Genomic DNA, 24,585 nt, shown 5'->3' on the forward strand with positions numbered 1-24,585 from the left:
CCATGGCGCTGTTGTCCATCCGCAACGTCTTCAAGAGCTACTTCCTGCACGGCAAGCGCATTGACATCCTGCGCGCCGTGTCGCTGGACATCCAGGCCGGGGAGCTGGTGTCCATGGTTGGCGCGTCCGGCGCGGGCAAGAGCACCTTCCTGCACGTCCTGGGCACGCTGGACGCCCCGGCCGCCGGAGAGGTCCTCTTCGACGGGCGCTCCGTCTTCTCCATGAACGACGCGGAGATCGCCGAGTTCCGGAACCGCACCATCGGCTTCGTCTTCCAGAGCCACTACCTGCTGCCGGAGTTCACCGCGCTGGAGAACGTCGCCATGCCCGCGCTCATCCAGCGGCGGGAGCGCGCGGGGGCCTACACCTACGCCCGGGAGCTGCTGGAGCGCGTGGGGCTGGGCAGCCGCGTGGATCACCGCCCCGGGGAGCTGTCCGGCGGCGAGGCCCAGCGCGTGGCGCTCGCGCGGGCCCTGGTGCTCAAGCCCGCGGTGCTGCTCGCGGACGAGCCCACCGGCAACCTGGACCCCACCACGGGCGAGGGCATCCACCAGCTGCTCCGGGACGTCAACCGGGACCTGGGGATTACCGCCGTCATCGTGACGCACAACGAGACGCTCGCCCGCTCCATGCCCCGCCGCCTGCGGCTGGCCGGCGGGCAGGTGTCGGAGGCCTGATGGCCGCTCGCTTTTGGATTGAGGGCCCCTTGGCCCATCCCGTAGATTGCCCCGCCTTTTCCTGGCCGGACTGCACTTGAGGCTCACCGTTCTGCGCAAGTCATTGCTCCCGCTGCTGGCGGTCGCCCTGTGGGCGCTCTGGCCCGGCCCTGCCCACGCCCAACTGGACGTGGACGCGGGCTCGCCCGCCGTCCTTCCGCCGTCCACGTCCGCCGCCACCCCCGTCGCCGCTCCGGACGCGGGCACCGACGCCGGTGTCGATGCCCCCCTCGCCAGCGACCCGGAGGAGGACGCGAACGTGTCCGCCGGGGACCGCGTGGTGGAGGTCCGCGTGGAGGGCAACCGCCGCGTGGAGGCCGAGGCCGTCCGCCGCGCCCTGCGCACCAAGGTCGGTGACGCGCTCGCCGGCCCCCGCACGTCGGAGGACCTGCGCGCCGTCTGGGCCCTGGGCTACTTCTCGGACGTGCAGCTGCTCGTCCAGCGCCTGCCCGCCGGCCTCGCCTACGTGGTGCGCGTCGTGGAGCGCCCCACCATCCGCGCCGTGCAGCTCCAGGGCAACGAGGAGCTCAGCGCGGAGGACCTGAAGGAGCAACTGGAGCTCAAGCCCGGCACCATCCTCGACATCGAGGCAGTGCGCGCGACGCAGAAGAAGATCCAGGAGAAGTACGTCGAAAAGGGCTACTTCCTGGCGGAGGTGACGTACCGGCTGGACCCGGTGGAGCAGGGCGCCGCGGTCAACGTCGTCTACGTCATCAACGAGCACTCGAAGGTGATGGTGAAGCAGATCAACCTCCTGGGCGCGGAGAAGGTCTCTCCGGAAGAGCTCAAGGCGGTGATGATCACCCGTGAGGGCGGCTTCCTGTCCTTCTTCACCGGCGAGGGCACGTACCGCGAAGAGGCCTTCCAGCGCGACCTGGCGGTCATCCAGATCGCCTACTACGACCGCGGCTTCATCAACGTGCGCGTGGACAAGCCCACCGTGCAGCTGTCCGCGGACAAGCGCGACATCTACATCACCCTGCACATCGTCGAAGGCGACGCCTACGACATCGGGAAGATCGACTTCGCGGGCGACCTGGAGCGCCCGCCGGAGGAGCTGGCGAAGCTGATGAGGTCGCGTCCCAAGGAGCGCTTCAACCGAGGCCAGCTCTCCACGGACATCTCCGCCATCTCCGACGTGTACTTCGACAAGGGGTACGCCTACGCCAACATCAACCCCGTTACGTCCGTCAACGCCGAGGACAAGACGGTGGACCTCACCTTCGACATCCAGAAGGGGCCGCTCGTCAACATCGAGCGCATCGACGTCGTCGGCAACAACAAGACCCGCGACAAGGTCATCCGCCGCGAGCTGCGCGTCTACGAGGGAGAACTCTACGACGGCACCGCCGTGCGCCGCAGCCGCGAGCGCGTCACCGCGCTGGGCTTCTTCGAGACGGTGGAGATCACCCAGCACCCGGGCAGCTCCGACAACGCCATCGTGCTGCAGGTGGAGGTGAAGGAGAAGGCCACCGGCACCTTCCAGGTGGGCCTGGGCTTCTCCAACGTGGAGAACTTCATCTTCACGGCCCAGGTGTCGCAGAACAACTTCCTCGGCTGGGGCCAGAGCGTCTCCGCGTCCGCGCAGATCTCCGGCCTGCGCTCGCTCGTGCAGCTGTCGTTCTACGACCCGTACTTCCTCGACACGAACTACCTGCTGTCCGCGGAGTTCTTCCGCGTGCAGGCGGACTACGAGGGCTTCATCCGCAACTCCACGGGCGGCACCGTGTCCCTGGGCCGCCAGCTCGTGGACGACGTGCTGGCCACGGTGGGCTACACGCGGGAGTACGTGGACGTGCAGGCGGGGCAGGGCATTGGCGCGGTGCTGCTCGCCAACCAGTTCCAGTCCGGCACCACCAGCGCGCTGCGCCTGTCCGTGCAGTTCGACCGGCGCGACAACCGCCTCTTCCCGTCGCGCGGCTTCATCCACTATGGCTCGGTGGAGACGGCCCCGTCCTTCCTGGGCGGCACGTTCCTCTTCAACCGGTACACCGCCTACTCGCGCCTGTACTTCCCGCTGCCCCTGGGCTTCGTCTTCAAGACCAACGCCACCATGGGCTACGTGCAGCAGCTGGACTCCAGCAAGCCGCTGCCCATCAGCGAGCTGTACTACGTGGGCGGCATCAACACGATCCGCGGCTACTACCTGCGCAGCATCAGCCCCACGCTCCTGGTGCCTCGCGCGGACAACCCGGACGCCAACGTCACCGAGTTCCGGGTGGGCGGCAACAAGCAGCTCATCTTCAACTTCGAACTGGAATTCCCCATCTTCGAGAAGGCCGGCCTGCGCGGCGTGCTCTTCTACGACGCGGGAAATGCCTTCGGCTCCAACGAGAAGTTCTTCGAGGACCGGCAGAACAAGCTGCCCCTCGGGCTCTTCCACTCGGCCGGCTTCGGCTTCCGCTGGTTCTCGCCCATCGGGCCGCTGCGCTTCGAGTGGGGCATCCCGCTGACCAAGCGGCCTTCGGACGACCCCATCCTGTTCGAGTTCACGATCGGTAACTTCTTCTGATAGGCATTGACCCCGGCTTCCCCGGCCATTCCACCTCCTCAAGAGGTGGGAGTGAACAGGCCGGGGGGGTGGACGTCGGAGCCTGCAGCACCCTTTTCGAGGAGCCGTAACCCATGTCGCTTCGAAGCACCCTGGCGGTCACCGCCGCTGTCCTGTCGCTCGCCCTCCCGGTTGCCGCTTCGGCCGCCGACCTCAAGGTGGCCTACGTCGACCTGCAGCGCGTGCTGCTGGAGGTGGACGACGGAAAGGCCGCCAAGCTGCGCCTGCAGAAGTGGCTGGAGGCCCGCCAGAAGGAGATCGACGCGGAGCAGGACACGCTGCGCAAGGAGAAGGAGCTCCTCGACAAGCAGGCCAGCGCCATGAGCGAGGCCACCCGCACGCAGAAGGCCACCGAGCTCCAGAAGAAGGTCATGGAGCTGGCGCAGAAGTACGAGCGCAGCCGCGCCGAGGCGGCCAACAAGGAGCGCCAGGAGATGGAGCCCATCATCTCCCGCATCGACCAGGTCATCGCGACCATCGCGGAGCGGGACGGCCTGGGCTTCGTGCTGGACAAGCGCGACTCCGGCATCGTCTTCGCGCTGGGCCAGTACGACATCTCCAACGAGGTCGTGCGCAGCTACAACAACGCCAAGAAGTCCTCGCCGGTGGCCAAGGACGCCCCGGTCAAGAAGTAGGCGACAAAGGAACCGCCCCCGTGCCCTCCGCACCTTCCGCGCACCGGCTGGGGGACATCGCCGCCCACGTCCGGGGTGAGCTCCTCGGCGACCCCGGACTGCTCGTCCACGGCCTGAACGGGCTGGAGGAAGCAGCTCCCGGGGAGGTGTCGTTCTACGGCAACCCCCGCTACCGCAAGCAGTTCGAGGCCACCCGCGCCTCGGCCGTGCTGGTGGGGATGGACACCCAGGCCCGTGACGGCGTGGCGCTGGTGCGGGTGCACAACCCGCATCTGGCGTACGCGAAGCTGCTGGCCCTGCTCCACCCCGTCGCGCGGCCGCAAGCCGGCATCCACCCGTCCGCCCACGTCCACCCGGAGGCCACGGTGCACCCGGAGGCGTCCGTGCGCGCCGGGGCGGTGGTGGAGAGGGGCGCCCAGGTCGGCGCCCGGACGGTGCTGCACCCCGGCGCCTACGTGGGCGAGGACGCGCGCGTGGGTGACGACTGCGTGCTCTACCCCCACGCCACGGTGCGCGAGCGCTGCGTCGTGGGCTCGCGCGTCATCCTCCACGCCTCGTCGGTGGTGGGCGCGGACGGGTTCGGCTTCGCCTTCAACGCCGAAGGCGACGCGGGACCGGAGCACTTCAAGATTCCCCAGGTGGGCATCGTCCGCATCGAGGACGACGTGGAGGTGGGGGCCTGCACCTGCATCGACCGCGCGACGGTGGGTGAAACGGTGGTGGGCCGGGGCACGAAGCTCGACAATCTCGTGCAGATCGCCCACAACGTGCGCGTGGGCCCGCTGTCGCTCATCTGTGCGCAGGCGGGCGTGTCGGGTTCGGCGGAGGTGGGCACCGGCGTGGTGCTCGCGGGGCAGGTGGGCGTGGTGGGCCACATCCGCGTGGGAGACCTGGCCAAGGTGGGCGCGCAGTCCGGCGTCGCCCATGACGTCCCGGACGGACAGGTCGTCAGTGGCAGTCCCGCCATCCCCCACCGCGACTGGCTGCGTGCCAGTGCCGCGTCGGGGCAGCTGGCGGACCTGCTCAAGGAAGTGCGCGCCCTGCGCCGCAGGGTGGAGATGCTCGAGAAGGAGAAGGGCGGATGATGGACATCAGCGAGATCCAGAGCCTGCTGCCGCACCGCTACCCGTTCCTCCTGGTGGACCGGGTGGTGGAGATCGTGCCGGGCCAGAAGCTCACGGCGTACAAGAACGTCACCATCAACGAGCCCTTCTTCAACGGCCACTTCCCGGGCCACCCCGTCATGCCGGGCGTGCTGATCCTCGAAGCGCTCGCCCAGGCGACGGCCATCCTTGCGTACAAGACGGAAGCCATGGATCCGTCGCGGCTGGTGACGTACCTGATGGGCGTGGACAATGCGCGCTTCCGCAAGCCGGTGGTGCCCGGGGACAGGCTCCAACTGGACATCGAGGTCATCCGTCACAAGGGTGCCATCTGGAAGACCCGGGGCCTGGCGACGGTGGACGGCGTGAAGGTGGCGGAAGGCGAGTTCCTCGCCACGGTGGTGGACAAGAACAAGGCCGCCAAGGGCGACGAGAGCGCGGCGTCGTAGGCGCGACGCGCGCGGCTGAGGAGAGAAGGACATGGCGCAGGTTCATCCCACCGCGGTCGTCCATCCGGGGGCCCGCCTCCACGACACCGTCGTCGTGGGGCCGTTCTCGGTCATCGGTGAGCACGTCGTCATCGGCGCGGGCTCGCGCATCGGGCCGCACGTCGTCATCGAGGGCCGCACGACGCTCGGTGAGCGCAACCACCTCTTCCAGTTCTGCTCGGTGGGCGCCGCGCCCCAGGACTTGAAGTACGCGGGCGAGGACACCGAACTCATCATCGGCGACGACAACCAGATCCGTGAGTTCGTCACGGTGAACCTGGGCACGGTGTCGGGCGGCGGGGCCACGCGCCTGGGCCACCGCAACCTGCTGCTCGCCAACAGCCACATCGCGCACGACTGCGAAGTGGGCAACGAGGTCCTCCTCGCCAATGGCGCCGCGCTCGCGGGCCACGTGGTGGTGGAGGACGCGGTGAAGATCTCCGGCCTCGTCGCGGTGCACCAGTTCACCCGGCTGGGTCGCTACGCGTTCATCTCCGGTGGCTCCATGGTCACCATGGACGTGCCCCCGTACTGCACGGTGCAGGGCGACCGCGCCACGCTCGTGGGCCTCAACACCGTGGGCCTGGAGCGCGGCGGCTTCACCGAGGAGCAGATTGGCCGCGTGAAGGAGGCCTACCGCATCCTCTTCCGCTCCAAGCTGGGGCTCCAGGACGCGCTCGCGCAGCTGCGCGGTGAACTGTCCAGCCACCCGGAAGTGGAGCACCTGGTGAAGTTCGTGGAGCAGAGCAAGCGCGGCGTGACGCGCTAGGCGCGGCACGCCCTTCTTCACGGCACGAAAGGGGAACGGGTGGAGCGCATCGGGCTCATCGCGGGCAACGGCCAGCTTCCCTTCCTCTTCGCGCGCGCCGCCCGGGCCCGGGGCCTGGACGTGGTGGTGGCCGCGCACCGCGGGGAGACGGACCCGGCGCTCGAGGCGGAGGTGGGCCACTTCGCCTGGGTGCGCGTGGGCCAGGTGGACCGCATCCAGAAGGTCTTCCGGCAGGCCGGCGTGAAGCAGGCGGCCATGGCGGGCGGCATCGGCCGCGTGAAGGCCCTCTCCGACGCGCGGCCGGACCTGGGCGCGGTGCGCATCATCTCCCGCCTGCGCAGCTTCCGGGACGACGCGCTGTTGCGCGCGGTGGCCGCGGACTTCGAATCGCGCGGCATCACCATCATCGCGCCCACGGACTTCCTGGGTGAGGTGCTGTGCCCGGAGGGCCTGCTGGCCGGCCCCGCGCTCAAGCCCGCCCAGGAGAAGGACGTGGCCCTGGGCCGCGAGGTGGCGGTGCTGCTGGGGCAGGCGGACGTGGGCCAGACGGTCGTCGTCCGCGACGGCCACGTGCTCGCGCTGGAGGCCGTGGAGGGCACCGACGAGACCATCCGCCGGGGCGCGAAGCTGGGCGGCCCGGGCGCCGTGGTGGTGAAGCGCTGCAAGCCGGAGCAGGACCTGCGCTTCGACCTGCCCGCCGTGGGCCCGCGCACCCTGGAGGTCATGGACGAAGTCGGCGCCCGGGTGCTGGCGCTGGAGGTAGGGCGCACGGTGCTGTTGGACGCACCCGCGCTCTTCGCGGGCGCCACCGCGCGGGGCATCTCGCTCGTCGGCGTGAGGTAGGTCCGCTACCTACGGAAGGGCACCCTCGTATCGGGCTGGCCCGGGCCGGGGAGGGCGCCTAGCGTTGGGGAATCCGTCACCCCGGGCTGGAGTTGCCTCCCCACCTCCCCCCGCGACGCCGAGGCCGACGCCGCCCATGTCCGTTCGACTCCTACCCTCCGCAGTGTTGTTGTCGGCGCTCGTGCTCCTGCCCCTGCCCGCGTTCGCGGAGGCCATCCGGGTGTCCCTGGAGGGCCGCGCGGCACTGGGGGAGGGCGTCCCCGCGCTGCTCGTCCACATTGAGGAGCCCATCGCCGGCTTCGAGGTGAAGCTCAAGCGCAGCGACGGCAAGACGGTGGAGCTCAAGGGCGGCGGCAAGCCGGGCGTCACCCGGCGGCTCGCGCTGGAGCAGCCGGAGGGGAAGTTCCACTACGAGGGCGAGCTGACGGTGCGATTCCCCCCGGGGACCGAACCCGGCTCCATGCCCCTGTCCTTCGACACGGAGCTGTACGGCCCGCTGAAGCTGGAGGTGCGCCGCGAGGACGTGGACGTGGCGGCGCGCAAGGTGCGCTTCACGCTGTCGCGGCCCGCGGCGAAGACGGAGGTCACCGTGTTGATGGACACCGGCAAGACGGCCTTCGCGGGCGACGTGGACTTCAAGGGCGCGCCCGCGGGCACGCCGCTGGAGGTGAAGTGGATGCCGGCGGAGGGCAAGGTGATGCGCATCAGCCTGCGCGCCTTCGACACCTCGAACTACTACACGGGCGTGGACCTCTTCCCGTGGCAGGTGGATGTGCCACACGAGGAGGTGGGCTTTCCCTCCGGCCGCTCGGACATCCCCCCGACGGAGAAGGGCAAGCTGGAGGCCTCCTATAAAGCCGTCACTGAAGCGTTGAACAAGTATGGCCGCTGGGCGTCACTGCGCCTGTACGTGCTCGGGCACACCGACACGGTGGGTGCGACGGAGGCCAACCGGGAGCTGTCACTCAAGCGGGCGAAGAGCATCGCCGCCTGGTTCCGGCAGCGTGGCCTGAAGGTGCCGGTGTTCTACGAGGGGTTCGGAGAGCAGGCCCCGGCGGTGGCCACGCCGGACGAAACGGCGGAGGCGGGCAACCGTCGCGCCGAGTACATCATCGCGGTGGAGGACCCGGCGTTGGCGAACGCCCCCTTCACCCCTCGCTGGCGCAAGCCATGAGGTGGGACATGGTGGGGTTTCCTGGCATCCGGTTGTTGGTCGCCGTGGCGGGCCTGGGGCTCGTGGGCGCGGCGGGCTGCGTGCGCACCGTGCCGTACGCGCAGCGCATGGAGGTGGAAGGGGAGAAGTGCACGCTCCTCCAGGCGCTGATGCGGCAGCCCGCTCCCGCCCAGGCCGTCCAGCGGTTCGTCGCGGAGGGCAAGGAGGCGAAGGCCCCCGTCGTCGTCTACGTTCGCCGTCCGGAGGACGCCACACTGGAGCGCTTCTTCTCCGAGGGCACGCAGTGCACGGACGCCACGTTCAAGGTCGTGCAGGAGAACGTCGTGGACGCGGTGGTGGTGTACCTGCAGGAGGTCCAGGGGGGCTACGCGTACGACGCGCAGCGCTCCAGCCCGGAGCACCTGTCCATGGATGGCCGGCCCCAGGGCACCGTGCGCAAGGACGGCGCCGTGTGGGTGGCCGGCGCGGACGTCATTTGAGCAGGTCCTTCGCCCCGTCCGCGATGAACTGCACCGCGATGGCGGCGAGGATGAGCCCGGACACGCGCTCCAGGATGGCCACGCCGGACTGACGCAGCACCCGCTGCACCAGGCTGGACGCGCGCAGGATGAAGTAGCTCGCCACGAAGGTGAGCACCACGGCGGCCACCACCGGCAGCGCGGACACGAAGGACGTCCCGCTGCGCGCCATCAGCACCATGGCGGTGGCGATGGCGCCCGGCCCCGCCAGCAGGGGAATGGCCAGCGGGACGATGGCCACGTCCTCCTTCACCGCGCCCTCCTCCTCTTCCGAGGGGCTGGTGCGGGTGGAGGACGGACGGGCCCGCAGCATGTCCAGCGAGGTGATGAGCAGCAGGATGCCGCCCGCGACGCGGAAGGCGCCCAGCGACACCGCGAACACCTGGAAGATGATGCGGCCGAAGAGGGCGAAGAACAGCATCATCCCGCACGCCACCAGACAGGCGCGCAGGGCGGTGCTGCGGATCTGCTGCTTCGTGTCCCCGGCCGTCATCGCCAGGAACAGCGGCACGACGCCAATGGGGTCCACCACGAAGAAGATGGCGGACAGCGACACGAGGAACGTGGACACCATGCTGGCCGTCGTCATGGCGTCAGACGGTGAAGCGCAGCTTCCACACCATGCCCAGCGCTTCCACGAAGATCTTCTTGTTCATCTTCGAGTGCCCCACGCGCCGGTCCTCGAAGACGATGGGCACCTCGCGCACGGTGAAGCCCTTGCGCAGCGTGCGGTAGGTCAACTCAATCTGGAACGCGTACCCGGTGCTGCGCACGTCGTCCAGGTTGAGCGTCTCCAGCACGCGGCGGTGGAAGCACTTGAAGCCGCCGGTGAGGTCGCGCACGTCCACGCCCAGGATGCTGCGCGCGTACAGCGAACCGCCCCGGCTGATGATCTTCCGGCCCACGCCCCAGTTCACGGTGCCGCCGCCCGGCACGTAGCGCGAGCCCAGCACCAGGTCCGCGCCGCCCTCGGCGGTGTCCAGGAAGGTGGGCAGGTAGGCCGGGTCGTGGCTGAAGTCCGCGTCCATCTCCAGGATGTACGTGTAGCCCTCGGCGAGCGCCCACCGGAAGGCGGCCAGGTACGCCCGGCCCAGCCCCTCCTTCTTCGCGCGGTGGAGCACGCGCACGCGCGGGTCCTTCGCGGCCAGCTCGTCGGCGATCTGCCCCGTCCCGTCGGGCGAGTTGTCGTCGACGACCAGGATGTCCACGCGAGCATCGGCCGTCAGCACCGCCTGGGTGATGGGCCCGATGTTGTCCCGCTCGTTGTAGGTGGGGATGCAGACCAGCGCACGGTTCTTCATGGCCCGGCGGACATACCCCAAACCCGGCGCCGGAACAGCAGAAGCGGCGCGGGCAGCGTCCGTTACCCGCTACTGGAGGCAGGGCCCGGGGGCAGCAGCTCCAGCACCGTCTGCGCCGCCCGGTGGGCCGCGCCCACTTCGCCCAGGCGTCCGCGCACCTCGGCCAGCCCCTGGACCATCGCGTCGCGGGGCTCACCCGGCAGCCAGACGCGGCGCACCTCGGCGGAGATCCGCTCCGGGGTCATGTCGCCCTGGAGCAGCTCCGGCACCACGCGCCGGCCCGCCAGCAGGTTGACGAGCGACACGAAGGCCACCTTCAGCATCATCCGGCCCACCAGGTACGTCACCAGCGACACGCGGTAGACGACCACCAGGGGGCGCTCCATCAGCCCCGCCTCCAGCACCGCCGTGCCGGAGGCCACCACCGCGGCGTCGCTGGCCCCCACCACCTCCGGGGCCCGGCCCTCCACCAGCACCGGCGTCACGCCGCTGCCCTCGAAGCGGGAGGTGATCTCCGCCCGGTCGATGGTGGGCGCCACCGGCACCACCACCTGGAGCCCCGGCCGCTCCGCGGACAGCTGCTTCGCCGCCCCCACGAGGGTGGGCAGGATGCGGCGGATCTCCCCCATGCGGCTGCCCGGGAGCAGCGCGAGCGTGGGGGCGTCCAGCGCCAGGCCCAGTCGCTGCCGGAACTCCCGCGCGGTGGCGGGGGCGGGCATCTGCTCCAGCACGGGGCTGCCCACGTAGCGGGCGCTGACGCCGGCCTCCCGGTAGAAGTCCTCCTCGAAGGGCAGGATGCAGAGCATCCGGTCCACCAGGCGCTGGATGGTGCGCACCCGGCCCCGGCGCCAGGCCCAGATCATCGGCGACACGTAGTAGGCCACCGGGATGCCCAGGGCCTTGAGCTTCTTCGCCAGGCGCAGGTTGAAGTCCGGGATGTCCACCAGGATGGCGCAGTCCGGGCGGCGCTCGGCGGCGGCCTGGGCCAGGTCCTTCATGATCCGCAGGATGCGCGGGATGCGGGGCAGCACCTCGGTGATGCCCATGACGGACACCTCGCGGGCGTCGTGGATGAGCTCCACCCCCCGTGCGGCCAGTCGGGTTCCACCCATGCCGAAGAAGGTGAGGTCGGGTCGCAGGGCCTGGAGGGCGGCGACGAGCTCCGCGGCGTGGGTGTCGCCGGAGGCCTCGCCGGCCACGACGAGGATGCGGGGGGAGGGCGGCTGCGTCATGGGCGGCAAGAGGCCCGCATCGTACCTGATGCGCGGGGGGAGGGAGGCTGTAGACTGCGGCCCCCTTGAAGACGCTTCTGCTCGCTGAGAGCCACCCCCCGACACTCGAGCACCTGACGGGCCTGCTCTCCCAGGCCGGGTACACCGTGCGGGCGGTGAATGACGCCGTCATGGCGTTGGAGCACTTCTCGGCGGACAACCCGGACGTGGTGGTGCTGGGCGTGGACCTGCCGCGCGTGGACGGTCAGCACGTCGTGCACCTCATCCGGGGGCACAGCCAGGGCGGGCGGGTGCCCATCGTGGCAATCGACAAGGGGCACCTGGGCCGGGCGCGCGGCGTGGGCTCGGTGCTGGACCTCAAGGTCAACGCGTACATCCCGGATCCGCTCAAGCCCGGCGAACTCGTTCCCCGGCTGGAGTCGCTGGTGAAGGCCGCGCAGGCCGTGGTGCCGACGGGCCTCTCCGCCACGCTGTCGCGCCCCTCGGTGGCGGGCGGGGACCTGAAGGGCTACCCGCTGCCGGCGCTCCTGCACTCGCTCTACCGGCTGCGCCGCGACGGCGTGCTGGTGGTGGCCCACCGGGACCTGTCCCGGCGCGTGTACTTCCGGCGCGGCGGGCCGGTGAACTTCGACGCGTCCGCGAAGCAGGACGGGCTGCCCCGCTTCCTGCGCGAGCGTCAAATCCTCACGGAGGCGCAGGAGCCCGTGGTGCTGGAGGCGCTGGCCTCGGGGCTTCGCATCGGCGCGGCGCTGGCGGACGTGGGCGTGGAGGCGGCGGGCGAGGACCTGCTGGCCCTGCTGCGCGACTTCACCCGGGACCGGCTCGGCCGGGTGCTGGCCATGCGCGAGGGCCGCTTCGCGTTCTACGCGGGCGACGAGTTCGCCTCGGAGGTGGCCCTGGCGGAGCAGCCCGCCCTGGCGCCCCTGCTGGACGCGGCGCGAAAGCGGATGCCGCTGCGGGTGGTGGCGGCGGCGCTGCGGGCGCACCTGAACGAATACCCCGTGCGCTCGGCGGACTTCGGCCGGGACCTCCAGGCGATGGCGCTGGACACGGAGGACATCAAGCTGGCCATGCAGGTGAATGGCCGCATCGTGCTCAAGGACCTGCTGGCGCACGGGCGCGCGGAGCTGCGGGCGGCGTACACGCTGCTGTGGTTCCTGCGGCTGACGGGCGGGGTGACGTTCTCGCCGGTGCCGGTGGCCTCGGGCACGGACGTGCTGAGCGCGGCGGCGCCGGACGTCATCGCGCCGCGCAAGCGCAAGACCTTGCCCGCGGAGACGGCGGCGGCGCTGCGCGAGGAGGCGGTGCGGATCATCACGCGCAGCTACTTCGGCGGGCTGGGGCTGCACATCGCGGCGGACAAGGAAGCGGTGGAGCGCGCGTACCACGAGACGGCGATGCGCTTTCATCCGGACACCTACGCGGAGTTCGACATCTCCGACCTGCGCGACCTCTTGGATCAGGTGCAGGAGAAGCTGTCCGCGTCGTACCGGGTGCTGAGCGTGGACGAGAAGCGCCGCGCCTATCTCCAGTACTTCTTCAGCCGGCAGGAGGTGGTGGGCCGGGCGACCGCCATCAACGTGGACGCGGAGATCGCGCTGCGCCGGGGCGAGTCCGCGCTGAAGCGGGGCGACTACCGCGCGGCAATCCAGGGCTTCGAGGAGGCGGTGGCCCTCAACGCGCATGAGCCGGAGTACTACTCGTACCTCGCCTGGGCGACGTACCGGGGGGCCGCCGGGTCGCTGATGCAGCGGGCGCTCGCGGCCCGCAAGGTGCTCAAGCGGGCGCTGACGTTGGATCCGTACCTGGAGCGGGCGCAGATCATCGCGGCCATCATCGAAATCGACCTGGACGACGCGCCGCTCGCGCGCAAGAAGTTGATGAAGGTGCTGGAGCTGAATCCGTATTCGGTGCTCGCGAGGGCGGCGTTGCAGAAGGTGGTGAAGTAGCCATGCCCCGGGTGTTGTGGCGACTGTTGCGCTATGCGCGCCCGCACGCGGGCATCCTCGTGCTGGCCTTCGTGTGCATGGCGGTGCTGGGGCTCGCCACGGGCGCGTACGCGTACCTGCTGGGCCCGGCCCTGCGCTTCCTCCTGTCGGGAGGGGAGGAGGGCTTCGCGGGCGCGCACAAGGTGCCGTGGCTTGGGGACCTGCCGCGCGACGCGGCGCTCTGGGGCTTCCCGGTGGTGGTGCTGGGCGTGGGCGCGGTGAAGGCCGTGGGCTACCTGGGCCAGTTCTACTTCATGGGCCTGTTCTCGCAGCGCGTGGTGAAGGACCTGCGGCGGGACCTGTTCCTGCGCCTCACCGCGCTGTCGCCCTCGCAGATGTCGCGACAGCGGACGGGGGACCTGCTCAGCCGCTTCTCCTCGGACGTGTTGGCGGTGGAGCAGGCCGCCATGTACACGGTGGGCTCGTACCTGCGCGACACGCTCCAGGTGTTGGTGCTGGCGGGCGTGGCGCTGTGGATGAGCCCCCTGCTGGGCGGCCTGATGCTGTTGGTGATTCCGCTGGCGGCGCTGCCGGCCTCGAAGCTCACGCGCAAGGTGCTGAAGGGCACGCGCGAGGGGCAGACCCAACTGGGGCAGCTCGCGGGCCAGCTGCACGAGGGCCTGGGAGGGCTGCGCACCATCCAGGCCTTCAACGGCCAGCAGGCGGAGCTGGCGCGCTTCGAGTCCTACGCGAAGGCCCACGAGGAGGCCGTGGTGGGCGCGGCCTGGGCGCGCGGTGGGGTGCCGGGGTTGATGGAGGTGCTGGCGGCGGCGGCGCTGGCGGGAGCGCTGGGGTACGCGGCGGCGACGCGAGCGATGGAGCCGGAGGCGCTGCTCTCGTTGCTGACGGCGGTCATCCTCGTGTACCAGCCGGTGAAGGACCTGGGCCGGGTGACGCAGTTCGCGGTGCAGGCGGGGGCGGCGGGAGAGCGGCTCTTCGCGCTGCTCGACCTGAAGCACCCGGTGGAGGACGCGCCCCAGGCCGTCCCTGCGCCGGTGCTGCTGCAGTCGTTGCGGATGGAGGGCGTGCGGTTCTCCTACGGGGAGCGGCGCGCGCTCGAAGGGCTGACGCTGGAGCTGAAGGTGGGCCAGGTGGCGGCGCTGGTGGGCGGCAGTGGAGGTGGCAAGAGCACGGTGACGTCGATGTTGCTGCGCTTCGAGCGCCCCCAGGAAGGCCGCATCCTCCTGGATGGGGTGGACGCGGACGCGTACACGGCGGCGAGCGTGCGCAGCCAGTTCGCGCTGGTGACGCAGGAGCCGCTGCTCTTCCAGGGCACGGTGCTGGACAACCTGCGCCACGCGAGGCCGGACGCCACGCGGGAAGAAGTCGAAGCCGCGGCGAGGGTGGCGAACGCGGACACCTTCATCCAGGCGCTGCCGCAGGGGTACGACACGCGCATCGGCGAGCGGGGCGTCACGCTGAGCGGAGGTCAGCGCCAGCGGTTGTGCATCGCCCGGGCCGTGCTGTCGAAGGCGCCAGTGCTGGTGCTGGACGAAGCGACCAGCAGCCTGGATCCGGAGAACGAGCGGGAGGTCCAGGCCGCGCTGGCGAAGGTGCTCCCGGGCCGGACGGCGCTGGTGATTGCCCACCGGCTGACGACGGTGACAAGCGCGGACGTCATCCACGTGGTGGAGGCGGGGCGCATCGTGGAGAGCGGCAGCCACGCGCAGCTGCTCCAACTGGAAGGACGCTACGCAGCCATGTGGCGCCTGCAGACGACCGGTGCCGCGGCGCAAGGTGCCGCGTGAAGGCCTCGGTCCCCGCGACATGCGCATCCGCCAGGGGCATCCGGAGCGGGACCGACGTCGAGCAGGCCCATCCCTTCGTGCACGGCGTCAACGCGTGGGCTCCCAGGACGCATGCGCCCGGGAAGGGCTCCCGGTTGGGGGGCGAGGTCGATGAGGCCCGGCCCGCCATGCAGGTCATGAGGGCAGCACGCGCCTCATGCGCGACCCCAGATCTCCGGGCCCATGGGGTCCACGGGTGGAGCCGGGCGTGAAGTCCGCGAAGCAATTCTTCGCGCTGGGGCTTCGGGTCGTGCTCGGGGTGCTGTTGCTGCTGCTGGGCATCGCGGGCTTCTTCGCCTTCGCGGCGGGCTTCGCGGACTACCCGGTGGTGCCTCCCTCGCCCACGGCGAAGGCATGGATCCGGGGCGCGTACCATGTGCACACCACGCGGTCGGATGGGAATGGCTCTCCGGCCAAGGTCGCGGCTGCCGCCAAGGCTGCCGGCCTGGACTTCGTGGTGCTCACCGACCACAACGACCTCGCCCCGCCCGCCGCGACGTGGATGGACGGCGTGCTGCTCATTCCCGGCGTGGAGCTGTCGACCCAATCAGGGCACCTGACCGCCTTCGGGATGCAGCGCCCGCTGCGGGACGTGAAGCCCTGGGGGCCGCCGGAACAAGCCCTGGCGGCGGTCGAAGCCGCCGGAGGCACGGCGGTCCTCGCCCATCCGGTGCAGAAGAAGAACCCCTGGAGGGACGAAGCCACCGCGCAGCGGGTCCCCGGCTTCGAGCTGTACTCCGCGGACACCTTCTTCCGGCAGGCCCTGCGAAGCCCGTTCAGCCGGCTCCTGCCTGGGGTAGGCGCCTCCCTGATGAACCCGGTGCATGGCGTGATGTTGCTCGTGGCTCCGGAGCCGGAACCCACGGCGCGCTTCCTGGGGCTGTCACGCGAACAGCCGAGGCTGGCGCTGTGCGCGCACGACGCGCACGGCCTGCCGGCATACGAGACCGTCTTCAGCGCGCTCGACGTGGAATTCCCACCAGAGCTCCTCCCAGGGCCCCTCTCCCGGGACGCGCGCGAGGCCGCGAAGCAGGTCACGCAGGCCCTGGCGAGCCCCCAGTCCCTGTGCGTCTTCCGAGCACTCGGAGCCCCGGACGGCTTCGCCCTGGAGGGGTACGACGCGAGGACGCGGGAGGCCCCGGTGGGGACGACGCTGACGGTGCGCCTCCCCGACCACGTCCCGGAGACGCTTGAGGTCCGCGTATGGGGAGAGGGCCGCTTGGGCCCTGACGGACGGAGCATCGAGCTGACGGGACCCGGAGTGGTGCAGGTTGAGATCTGGGCCCGTGCGCCCGGACGTTTCTTCGGCCACGAGTGGCGGCCCTGGCTCGTCCCCAGCCCGGTGCGGGTGGTGCCACGCGCGCCGGGCATCTGATAGAGCGCGGGACGTCGCCCATGCGCCTGCTCTACATCGTCGCCACATACGTCCTCTTCGCGCTGCTGTTCCCGGTGCTCTGCGTGCACCGGAAGACGCGTCACGGGCTGATGCAGCGGCTGGGCTTCTACGCACCAGGAGCGCTCCCATCGGGAGAAGGCCCGCTGCTGTGGCTGCACGGCGCCAGCGCGGGAGACCTGTTGGCGCTGGCCCCCATGTTCGGCCCCCTGCGCGAGCGCTTCCCGGGCTGCCGCATCGTGCTCTCGACGATGACGGACAGCGGCCACGCGATGGCGCGCGACCGGCTGGCGAAGCAGATCGACGGGGTCGTGTACGCGCCCTATGACTTGTGGGGCGCCACGCGGCGCGCGGTGCGAGCCCTGCGCCCGGACATCCTGGTGCTGGAGTACACGGAGGTCTGGCCCAACCTCATCCGCGCCGCGAAGCAGGCGGGTGCTCGCGTGGTGATGACCAACGGGCGTTTCTCCCCGGCGAACGTGGGCAGGTACCGGACGCTCTTCGGGCTCATCGGAAACCCGCTGGAGGACATGGACCTGCTCCTCATGCGCCAGGACGAGGAGGCAGGAAGGGCCAGGCTGCTGGGAGCACCACCGGAGCGGGTCCTCACCACGGGAAACACCAAGTTTGACGCCCTGGCCGCGGGGCCAGCGCCCGAGGACGAGGCACTGCGAGGCGCGCTGAACCTGACCTCCGGGCAGCCCGTGTGGATCGCCGGCAGCACGCACGAGGGCGAAGAGGAAATCCTGTTGCAGGTGTATCAGCGTCTACGTGAGCGCTGGCCTGAGTTGGCGCTGGTCATCGCGCCGCGATACCTGAACCGGGCCGAACGCATCCTCGCCCTCGCGAAGGAGCGGGGCCTGGACGCGGGGCTGCGCTCCCAGGGCAATCCGGGCCGGGCGGCGGTGGTGGTGATGGACTCGATGGGAGAGCTGTCGCGGGCCTACCGCCTGGCGACGGTGGTGTTCGTGGGAGGCTCGTTCACGAAGCGGGGCGGGCAGAACATCCTGGAGCCCGCGGGGCAGGGGCGGCCGGTGTTGTTCGGCCCGCACATGGACAACTTCCGGGACAGCGTGGCGGTGCTCGAAGGAAACGGAGGCATCCTGGTGGCGGACGGTGAAGCCCTGCATGCCGCGCTGGAGGAACTGCTCGCGAACCCGGAGCGATTGAAGTCGCTGGGGGCCCGGGCCGAGGCCACGGTGCGTCGCATCTCCGGCGCCAGCGAGCGCAACGCCGAAGCAATGGCCGCGCTGCCGCGCCGTGAACAGGGAGTGGTCCGCGCATGACCCTCATCGTCCATCCCCACTTCCACAAGCGCTACACGGGGGTGACCCGGCACGTGGAGTCGGTGGTGCCCGCGCTCGCGAAGGACGCGGAGACGCGGACCCTCGGCTCTGGCCTGCCAGCAGGGCTGCCGCGCATCACCTGGGGGGAGCTGATCCGCCGCTCGCACCAGGAGCCGCTCGTCTGGCACGCGCACCGGAACAATGAGCTGCTCGCGGGAATGCTCCTGAAGGCATTGGGAGGGAAAGTCCGCCTCGTCTTCACGAGGCACACGGCGACGGTGCCCTCACGCTTCACCCGGTGGATCGCCCGGGGCGCGGACGCACTGGTGTCGCTCACGAGCCAGGTCGCGGACGTCCTCGCGCTTCCCTCCACGGTCATTGGGCACGGCATCGACCTCAAGCGCTTCCGGCCACCGGAGGACCGGGACGCGGCCTGGGCGAGGCTGGGGCAGGGAGGGCGCTACGGCATCGGCGTCATCGGACGCATCCGAAAGGAGAAGGGTCAGGGCGACTTCATCGAAGCCCTGCGGCCCCTGTTGCCGGAGCGACCGGAGTGGCAGGCGGTCCTGGTGGGGCTCGCGAAGGGGCCGGATCAGGCCTGGGTGAACGGGCTGCGCCAGGGCATCGAGGACCGGGTGCGGTTCGTGGGGGAGCAGTCCTCCATCGAGCCCTGGTACCAGGGGATGAGCATCCTGGTTCAACCGTCCTACTCGGAGGGCTACTCGCTGGTGTACCTGGAGGCGATGGCCTCCGGGTGCTGCGTGGTGGCGTCGAAGCTGCCGCACCTGGGCGCGTTCATCGAGCACGAGCGCACGGGCTTCTTCTTCGAACCCGGGGATGTGAAGGGCCTGCGCGAACTGCTGAGCCACCTGACCCGCGAGCCGGAGAAGGTGCGCCAGGTGGGACGCAACGCCGCGGAGGAGGCGCACTGTCGCTTCGGGGTCGAACACGAGGCCCGGGCCCTGGGTGCGCTCTACCAATCACTGGTGAAGTGCTGATGCGCATCCTGCACCTGCTGGCGAGCCCCTTCTGGAGTGGCCCGGCGGAGAACGTGGCCCTGCTGGCGCAGGCGCAGCGGGCGCTGGGGCACGAAGTGACGGTCGCGGTGGATCGCAAGCGCCGGGACGTCCTCTCCGAGGAGCCCGCCGTCCCGCGCTTCCAGTCCCTGGGCCTCCTCGACGAAGGAGGCCTGACGTTGTCCGTGAAGTCGTCGCCGTGGGAGATGTGGAACGACCTGCGAGCCTTGCGCGGAAGGCAGGTGGACGTGCTTCACGCCCACTTCACGCACGACCACCTCCTGACCCGCTGGGGAACGCCGAAGGGCGCGGTGCGGATCCGCTCCATCCACGCCCCCCGCTCCCTGCGTGCCTCCCTGCCCGATGCAGGCGCCTACACCGTGCCCGCGAGCCACCTGCGAGCGAAGCTCGAAGGCCGACACCGCCCCGTCCAGGTCCTGCCGGCGCTGGTGGATTCGATGTTCGAGCCTCCGAAGGACCGCGAGGCCCTGCGCCGAGCCCTGGGCCTGGAGGACACCCACCTCGTGGGGATGATCTCCACGTTCCAGGAGAGCCGCCGCCACGCCGTGGGAGTGGAAGCCTTCGCCGCGCTCGTCCGCCAGCGTCCAGAAGCCCGCCTCGTGCTGGTGGGAGACGGAGCCCTGCTCGAAGCGACGCGAGCCCAGGTCTCGGCGCACGGGCTCAAGGACCAGGTGACGTTCGCGGGCTACCAGCAGGGGCCGGCCTTCGCGAAGTGGCTGCAGGCGCTGGACGAGGTCTGGATCCTCGGTCTGGGAAACGACTGGAGCGCGAGGGCCGCGGCGCAGGCGCGAGCCTGTGGGGTCCGGGTGGTGGCGGTGAAGGAGGGCGCGCTCCCGGAGTTGGCGGATGCGCGGGTAGACGCCCCCACGGTGGATGCCGTGCTGACCGCCGTCCTGTCCGGAGCGCAAGCCACGACGGAACACCCGACGAATCACCGCATCGCCAGCGACATCCTGGCCCTCTACGGGCAGGCGGCGGAGGCCCGGCGATGACGGCGGGTCCGGGCACCGGACTCAGCACGCGAAGCCCGCCGAAGCCGCCGGATGTCCTCGCGCCCACGGCCCTGGAGCGGATCTTCTATCCGCCGACGCCGGAGCCCTGGACCCGCAAGGCCCTCCTGGCGCCCCTGTCGCTGCTGTCCTGGCCCTACAGCGGAGCGGTCCGGCTCAGGGGCGCGTTCTACGACGCCGGCCTGCTGCAAGCCGAGCACGTCGAGGACCTGCGGGTCATCTCCGTGGGCAACCTCAACGTGGGAGGCACGGGCAAGACGCCCGCGGTGTTGCACCTGGCCGACATGCTGATCCGCGAGGGGCGCAAGGTCGGCATCCTCACGAGAGGCTACGGGCGCGAGTCCCAGGAGCCCCTGACCTTCACGGGCGCCGAACGGTTGCCTCCGGTGACGGCGGCCGGAGACGAGCCCTTGCTGCTCGCGCGCCGCTGCCCAGCGGCCCGCCTCTTCGTGGGAGCGGATCGGGTCGCCGCGGCGCGCCGGGCCCGGGACGACTTCGGTCTGGACACGGTTCTGCTGGATGACGGCTTCCAGCACCGGCGCCTCCATCGTGACGAAGACCTGGTGGTCGTGGACGAAGCCGTGGGCCTGGGCAACGGCCACCTGCTTCCCAGGGGGCCGCTGCGGGAACCGCCCTCGGCCCTGCGCCGCGCCACGCTCCTCTGGCTGCGAGCTGCCCCGCTGCCGTCACCGGCCCCCATCTCCATTCCTGGCCTCGAAGCGGTGACGGCCCCCAGGGTCCGGACGCGCTACGGGCCCACGGGCTGGTGGGATCCCTCGGGGGCCGAGCACGCGACGAGCGCGCTCGAAGGAAGGCCGGTCCTCGTGCTCGCGGGGCTGGCGAGGCCCGGAGGCTTCCTGAGGACCGTCATGGCGCTGGGCGCGGAGGTGCGGGACGCGGCCCTCTTCCCGGATCACCATCGCTTCACGGCGGACGAACTGCGGGATGTCGAAGCCCGGGCCCGCCAGCAGGGCGCGCTCGTGGTGACGACGGAGAAGGACGCGGTGCGGTTGCCCCCGGGGTTCGAGGCCTGGGGGGTGCGGCTGGGAGTGGAAGTCCTGGAGGGCGAATCGCATCTGCGGCGAGCACTCGGGCTCCCGGCCCAGACGCGCGACTTGTGAGGGCAGGAACGCTGTGGGACAAAGCGCGCCCATGGCCGCGGCCCCGTCCTCACGTCCGACAGCTTCGTCCTCGCGGTTGCCACTCGCCTTCGCGCGCCGGAGGGTGTTGCTCGTGGGAGACCTGGTCGCCGACCACTATCTCTACGGGCAGACGGACCGGGTGAGCCGCGAGGCCCCGGTGCTCATCGTCCGCTACGAGTCCTCCGAGGTGAAGCTGGGCGGTGGTGCCAACGTGGCGGCCAACGTCCGGACGCTGTCCGGTCAGGTGACGGCGGTGGGAGCGTTGGGCGTGGATCCGATGGGCCGGTCGCTGCGCAAGCTCTTCGACGCCGCGGACATCCGGCTGCACGCCGTCAGCAGCCGGGGCATCCAGACGGAGACGAAGACGCGCATCCTCGCGGGAGGCGTGAGCACCACGCGGCAGCAGATGCTCCGCGTGGACCAGGGCCAGCGAGAGGGCCTCCCATCCCGGATGCGCAAGGCGATTGCCCGGCAGGTGGAGACCGCCGCGAAGGACGCGGACGCGGTGGTGGTCTCGGACTATGGCGCCGGAGTGGTGAGCGACGAGGTGCGCGACGTGCTGCGCAAGCTCGCCAAGGAAGGGCTCCCGGTCTGCGTGGACAGTCGCTACGCCCTGGCGTCCTTCAAGGGCCTGACGCTGTGCAAGCCCAACGAGCCGGAGCTCGAAGCGCTCACGGGACGTCCGGTGCGCACGAAGGAAGACCTGCTGGAGGCGGGACACGCGGCGGTTCGCCAGCTGCAATGTCAGGCGCTGCTGGTGACCCGAGGCCGTCACGGCATGGCCCTCTTCGACGCGAAGGGCGGCGTGGACCTCATCCCCGTGCACGGCGCGAAGTCGGCGGTGGACGTGACGGGAGCAGGGGACACGGTCATCGCGAGCCTCGCGTTGTCGCTCGCGGCCGGCGCCTCGTTCGGCGAAGCGGCAAGGCTCGCGAATGTGGCCGGGGCCCTCGTGGTGCAGAAGCCCGGCACGGCGACGGTCTCGCGCGACGAACTCCTCGGAGCCCTGCGGAGCCCACGATGAACACCCTGGACAAGCTTCGTCCCCTCTCGGCCATCGCGGAGGAAAGGGAGCGCTGGCGCGAGCAGGGCCGCACCGTGGCCCTGGCCAACGGGGTCTTCGACCTGCTGCACGTCGGCCACGTCCGGTATCTGGAGGGAGCGAAGGCCCTGGCGGACGTGCTGGTGGTGGCGGTGAACTCGGACGCCTCCACGAGGGCCTACAAGGGGCCAGGTCGTCCCCACATCCCGGAAGCGGAGCGAGCGGAGCTGGTGGCGGCCCTGGCCTGCACCGACCGGGTGGTCGTCTTCGACGAACCGAACGTGCGAGTCATCATCCGGGCCCTCAAGCCCGACGTGCACGTGAAGGGGACGGACTACACGCCAGACTCCATTCCAGAGGGGGATGAGGTTCGGGCCTACGGAGGGCGGACCGCGGTGGCGGGAGACCCGAAGGACCACAGCACCACGGAGCTGGCCCGTCGGCTCGGCCGCGAGGGCACGAAGTAGCCCATGGACCTGGACCCGGGACTGCGGTCCATCATGGGGTGTCCCCACTGCAAGGGGCCGCTCGAACCACACGAAGGCCCCCCGCCTGAGCTCCACTGTGCCAGGTGCCAGCGAGCGTGGCCCGTGGAGCAGGGAGTCCCGCAGCTGGTGTCCGAACGGGAGCGACCGCTCACCCCGTGAGCGAACCCCGCTCCGCGACGAAGGACCGGACCTCCTCGGCCACGCGCTGCTCCAGCCCCACGCCACCAGCGCCATCCACCAGGGGCGTCAGGTCCACCATGCGATGTGGCGAGACCGCATGGCCCCAGCGGGCCATTTCGATGCGCAGGAAGAACGCCAGCGTGGGAGCACCGACGGCGACGGACAGGTGCATGGGGCCGGTGTTGTTACAGACGGTCAGCCCCGCGGCGCGCATGAGCGCGGCGAGCTCGTCGATGCTGGTGGCCGGGGCAAGCTCTGCCCCGGGAGCCCCCGAAAGCACGGCATGAGCCAGCGCCTCCTCACCTGGACCCCAGGTGACAATCGGGACATGGCCCAGCGCCACCAGCTCCCGAGCCGCCGCCGAGAACGCCTCCGCCGGGATGCGCCGTTCGCCCAGACGACCTCCGGGATTGATGACCGCGCGGCGCACACCCCTCCTTGCTAGGCCTTCCAGATACTCCTGGAACGGTTTCCCAAGGACCGGCTCCCGGAACGAAAGCCCCTGGGCGACAGCACCCTGGGTCAGGGGCGTCAGGAGGTGCGTGCGTTGGACGGCCTCATGCCGGCTGTCGGAGCGAGCGGGCACGGACACCGACTGCAGAAGGTTCACCGGCCAGATGCTGGGCCCGATGACGATGGCCTTCGGCCCGACCATCCGCGCCACGAGCGCACTCGTCACGGACGGAGCGCTCCAGTTGGCGCAGTCCACCACGGTGTCGTAGCCCGCACGCCGCAGCGCGCGGATGCCGGGCGCCAGGGGACCCAGCCACAGGAATCGCCGGTCGAATCCCAGGACCGCATCCGCGTCGGGATGCCCCTTGAGGACGCGGACGACCTTGGAGTGCACCAGGACGTGCACCTCCGGAGGCGGGTGGAGGAGGGTCTTCAGGGTCCGTAACAGGGGCGTGGTGAGCAGGGCTTCGCCCACACGGTTGTCGGGCCGGACGAGCAGGACCCTGCGAGGGAGGGGGAGGGGCGCTCCGAGCGGGCGACGACGTCCAGGGCGCCAGAACAGGACTGAGGCCAGGAGCGTCAGCGCCAGCTTCGCCCACGTTTCGAGCCGCTTGTGCCACGCCATCGCGGCGGACCCTACCAGAATTGGAATGGACACAAGACGCTGGCTTGACCTCGGGGCGGAAAGCCCCTAGCACCCCGCCCGATGCTCAAAAGCATGACCGGATTTGGTTCAGGCCGCGCCCGCGTGGGAGACGAAGAGGTCTCCGTGGAGGCGCGCTCCCTCAACCACAAGTTCTGTGAAGTGAAGGTCCGGCTGCCGCGCGAGCTGTCCGCGCTGGAGCCCGCGCTCGCGAAGCTGGTGAAGGACCGGCTCGCCCGAGGCTCGGTGGAGATCCTGGTGCGCCGTCAGGCCGCCACCGTCTCGGGCAATGTCCCCACGGTGGACGTCGCTCTCGCCCGCGAGTACGCGCGCGCCTTCCGTGAAGTCGCGGACGCCCTGGGCGTGACGGCGGAGGTGACCTGGTCCCAGGTGTCCAACCAGCCGGGCGTCATCCGCTTGGAAGAGAAGGGCGTGGACGTGGAGTCCGCCACCCAGGCCACGCAGGCCGCGCTCCAGCAGGCCCTCTCGGCGCTGGAGACGATGCGCAACACCGAGGGCGAGTCCATCCACACGGACCTGGACACCCGGATGAAGCTCATCGAGGGCTGGAGCCAGGAAGTGGCCCGGCTCGCGCCGCGCGCGGTGAACGACTACCAGCAGCGCCTCACCGAGCGTGTGGCGGAGCTCGCGCGCGGCGTCGCGGTGGATCCGCAGCGACTGGCGCAGGAAGTGGCCCTGTTCGCCGAGCGCACGGACATCGCTGAAGAGGTGACCCGTCTGGCGACGCACCTCGAGCAGTTCCGGCTCCTGATGGCGAGCCCCGAGCCGGTGGGCCGGCGCATGGA

At 70.6% G+C, this 24,585-nt stretch carries 24 protein-coding genes (1 of these 24 only partly in view); 20 read left to right on the plus strand and 4 right to left on the minus strand.

From position 1 onward, the window contains the following. The first annotated feature begins 2 nt into the window (after nt 1-2). The 9 genes from OV207_RS08730 to OV207_RS08770 all read left to right on the plus strand — a co-directional run bounded on the left by OV207_RS08730 (nt 3) and on the right by OV207_RS08770 (nt 8,758). A complete protein-coding gene (locus tag OV207_RS08730) occupies nt 3-677 on the plus strand; it encodes an ABC transporter ATP-binding protein (RefSeq protein WP_267554134.1) in 675 nt (224 codons plus the stop codon). 76 nt (nt 678-753) lie between these two features. Beyond that, the gene (gene bamA, locus OV207_RS08735; protein ID WP_193430604.1) at nt 754-3,228 is read left to right on the plus strand and encodes an outer membrane protein assembly factor BamA; all 2,475 of its coding nucleotides are present in this window, start codon (nt 754-756) and stop codon (nt 3,226-3,228) included. Between the two features lie 113 nt (nt 3,229-3,341). Continuing rightward, nucleotides 3,342-3,902 (plus strand): OmpH family outer membrane protein, encoded by a 561-nt coding sequence (locus OV207_RS08740; RefSeq protein WP_193430605.1) that lies wholly within the window; start codon nt 3,342-3,344, stop codon nt 3,900-3,902. A gap of 20 nt (nt 3,903-3,922) precedes the next feature. Further along, nucleotides 3,923-4,987, plus strand: coding sequence for a UDP-3-O-(3-hydroxymyristoyl)glucosamine N-acyltransferase (gene lpxD, locus OV207_RS08745; protein ID WP_193430606.1), 1,065 nt, complete (start codon nt 3,923-3,925; stop codon nt 4,985-4,987). Next, a complete protein-coding gene (fabZ, locus tag OV207_RS08750; protein WP_369414599.1) occupies nt 4,984-5,454 on the plus strand; it encodes a 3-hydroxyacyl-ACP dehydratase FabZ in 471 nt (156 codons plus the stop codon). Before lpxD ends, fabZ begins: the two co-directional genes overlap by 4 nt. 31 nt (nt 5,455-5,485) lie before the next feature. Then, nucleotides 5,486-6,262, plus strand: coding sequence for an acyl-ACP--UDP-N-acetylglucosamine O-acyltransferase (lpxA, locus tag OV207_RS08755; protein ID WP_193430607.1), 777 nt, complete (start codon nt 5,486-5,488; stop codon nt 6,260-6,262). Between the two features lie 39 nt (nt 6,263-6,301). Beyond that, on the plus strand, nt 6,302-7,105 hold the full coding sequence (locus tag OV207_RS08760; RefSeq protein ID WP_267554138.1) for an LpxI family protein: 804 nt from the start codon (nt 6,302-6,304) through the stop codon (nt 7,103-7,105). Nucleotides 7,106-7,241: 136 nt separating this feature from the next. Next, on the plus strand, nt 7,242-8,279 hold the full coding sequence (locus OV207_RS08765; protein ID WP_267554140.1) for an OmpA family protein: 1,038 nt from the start codon (nt 7,242-7,244) through the stop codon (nt 8,277-8,279). 8 nt (nt 8,280-8,287) lie between these two features. Then, nucleotides 8,288-8,758 (plus strand): hypothetical protein, encoded by a 471-nt coding sequence (locus OV207_RS08770; protein WP_267554142.1) that lies wholly within the window; start codon nt 8,288-8,290, stop codon nt 8,756-8,758. Here OV207_RS08770 and OV207_RS08775 read toward each other — a convergent pair. From OV207_RS08775 to lpxB, 3 genes are all read right to left on the minus strand, one after another. Then, nucleotides 8,751-9,386 carry a MarC family protein gene (locus OV207_RS08775; protein ID WP_267554144.1) on the minus strand — a complete coding sequence of 212 codons (636 nt, stop codon included), beginning with the start codon at nt 9,384-9,386 and terminating at the stop codon, nt 8,751-8,753. The genes OV207_RS08770 and OV207_RS08775 overlap by 8 nt on opposite strands. 4 nt (nt 9,387-9,390) lie before the next feature. Continuing rightward, nucleotides 9,391-10,098 (minus strand): polyprenol monophosphomannose synthase, encoded by a 708-nt coding sequence (locus OV207_RS08780; RefSeq protein WP_267554146.1) that lies wholly within the window; start codon nt 10,096-10,098, stop codon nt 9,391-9,393. Between the two features lie 62 nt (nt 10,099-10,160). Further along, the gene (gene lpxB, locus OV207_RS08785) at nt 10,161-11,330 is read right to left on the minus strand and encodes a lipid-A-disaccharide synthase (RefSeq protein WP_267554147.1); all 1,170 of its coding nucleotides are present in this window, start codon (nt 11,328-11,330) and stop codon (nt 10,161-10,163) included. Nucleotides 11,331-11,395: 65 nt separating this feature from the next. Here lpxB and OV207_RS08790 point away from each other — a divergent pair, with 65 nt between their 5' ends. From OV207_RS08790 to OV207_RS37635, 10 genes are all read left to right on the plus strand, one after another. Continuing rightward, nucleotides 11,396-13,279 (plus strand): DUF4388 domain-containing protein, encoded by a 1,884-nt coding sequence (locus OV207_RS08790; protein WP_267554149.1) that lies wholly within the window; start codon nt 11,396-11,398, stop codon nt 13,277-13,279. Nucleotides 13,280-13,281: 2 nt separating this feature from the next. Then, complete coding sequence (locus OV207_RS08795) at nt 13,282-15,066, plus strand: ABC transporter ATP-binding protein (protein ID WP_267554150.1); 1,785 nt, start codon at nt 13,282-13,284, stop codon at nt 15,064-15,066. Nucleotides 15,067-15,313: 247 nt separating this feature from the next. Further along, complete coding sequence (locus OV207_RS08800; protein ID WP_267554152.1) at nt 15,314-16,480, plus strand: PHP domain-containing protein; 1,167 nt, start codon at nt 15,314-15,316, stop codon at nt 16,478-16,480. Nucleotides 16,481-16,500: 20 nt separating this feature from the next. Beyond that, nucleotides 16,501-17,784 (plus strand): 3-deoxy-D-manno-octulosonic acid transferase, encoded by a 1,284-nt coding sequence (locus OV207_RS08805; RefSeq protein ID WP_267554154.1) that lies wholly within the window; start codon nt 16,501-16,503, stop codon nt 17,782-17,784. After that, complete coding sequence (locus OV207_RS08810; protein ID WP_267554156.1) at nt 17,781-18,782, plus strand: glycosyltransferase family 4 protein; 1,002 nt, start codon at nt 17,781-17,783, stop codon at nt 18,780-18,782. The genes OV207_RS08805 and OV207_RS08810 overlap by 4 nt, the downstream gene beginning before the upstream one ends. Then, nucleotides 18,782-19,813: a glycosyltransferase gene (locus OV207_RS08815; protein ID WP_267554159.1), complete on the plus strand. Its 1,032-nt coding sequence runs from the start codon at nt 18,782-18,784 to the stop codon at nt 19,811-19,813. The genes OV207_RS08810 and OV207_RS08815 overlap by 1 nt, the downstream gene beginning before the upstream one ends. Then, nucleotides 19,810-20,952, plus strand: a complete 1,143-nt coding sequence (gene lpxK / locus OV207_RS08820; protein WP_267554161.1) for a tetraacyldisaccharide 4'-kinase — start codon at nt 19,810-19,812, stop codon at nt 20,950-20,952. Before OV207_RS08815 ends, lpxK begins: the two co-directional genes overlap by 4 nt. Before the next feature lie 31 nt (nt 20,953-20,983). After that, nucleotides 20,984-21,997: a bifunctional heptose 7-phosphate kinase/heptose 1-phosphate adenyltransferase gene (locus tag OV207_RS08825; protein ID WP_267554163.1), complete on the plus strand. Its 1,014-nt coding sequence runs from the start codon at nt 20,984-20,986 to the stop codon at nt 21,995-21,997. Next, the gene (locus OV207_RS08830; RefSeq protein ID WP_193430622.1) at nt 21,994-22,482 is read left to right on the plus strand and encodes an adenylyltransferase/cytidyltransferase family protein; all 489 of its coding nucleotides are present in this window, start codon (nt 21,994-21,996) and stop codon (nt 22,480-22,482) included. The genes OV207_RS08825 and OV207_RS08830 overlap by 4 nt, the downstream gene beginning before the upstream one ends. A gap of 33 nt (nt 22,483-22,515) precedes the next feature. Beyond that, the gene (locus OV207_RS37635) at nt 22,516-22,662 is read left to right on the plus strand and encodes a Trm112 family protein (RefSeq protein ID WP_324291512.1); all 147 of its coding nucleotides are present in this window, start codon (nt 22,516-22,518) and stop codon (nt 22,660-22,662) included. Here OV207_RS37635 and OV207_RS08835 read toward each other — a convergent pair. Continuing rightward, nucleotides 22,652-23,761 carry a glycosyltransferase family 9 protein gene (locus OV207_RS08835; RefSeq protein ID WP_267554167.1) on the minus strand — a complete coding sequence of 370 codons (1,110 nt, stop codon included), beginning with the start codon at nt 23,759-23,761 and terminating at the stop codon, nt 22,652-22,654. The genes OV207_RS37635 and OV207_RS08835 overlap by 11 nt on opposite strands. Nucleotides 23,762-23,842: 81 nt before the next feature. On the opposite strand from OV207_RS08835, the gene OV207_RS08840 reads away from it, so the two are divergent. Beyond that, on the plus strand, nt 23,843-24,585 hold the 5' portion of the coding sequence (locus tag OV207_RS08840; RefSeq protein ID WP_267554173.1) for a YicC/YloC family endoribonuclease. It continues 136 nt past the right edge of the window; the window shows 743 of its 879 coding nt (coding positions 1-743); the start codon lies at nt 23,843-23,845; the stop codon falls past the right edge of the window.

Origin of the sequence: Corallococcus sp. BB11-1 (genome assembly GCF_026626625.1) — a bacterium.
GTDB classification, from domain to species: domain Bacteria; phylum Myxococcota; class Myxococcia; order Myxococcales; family Myxococcaceae; genus Corallococcus; species Corallococcus soli.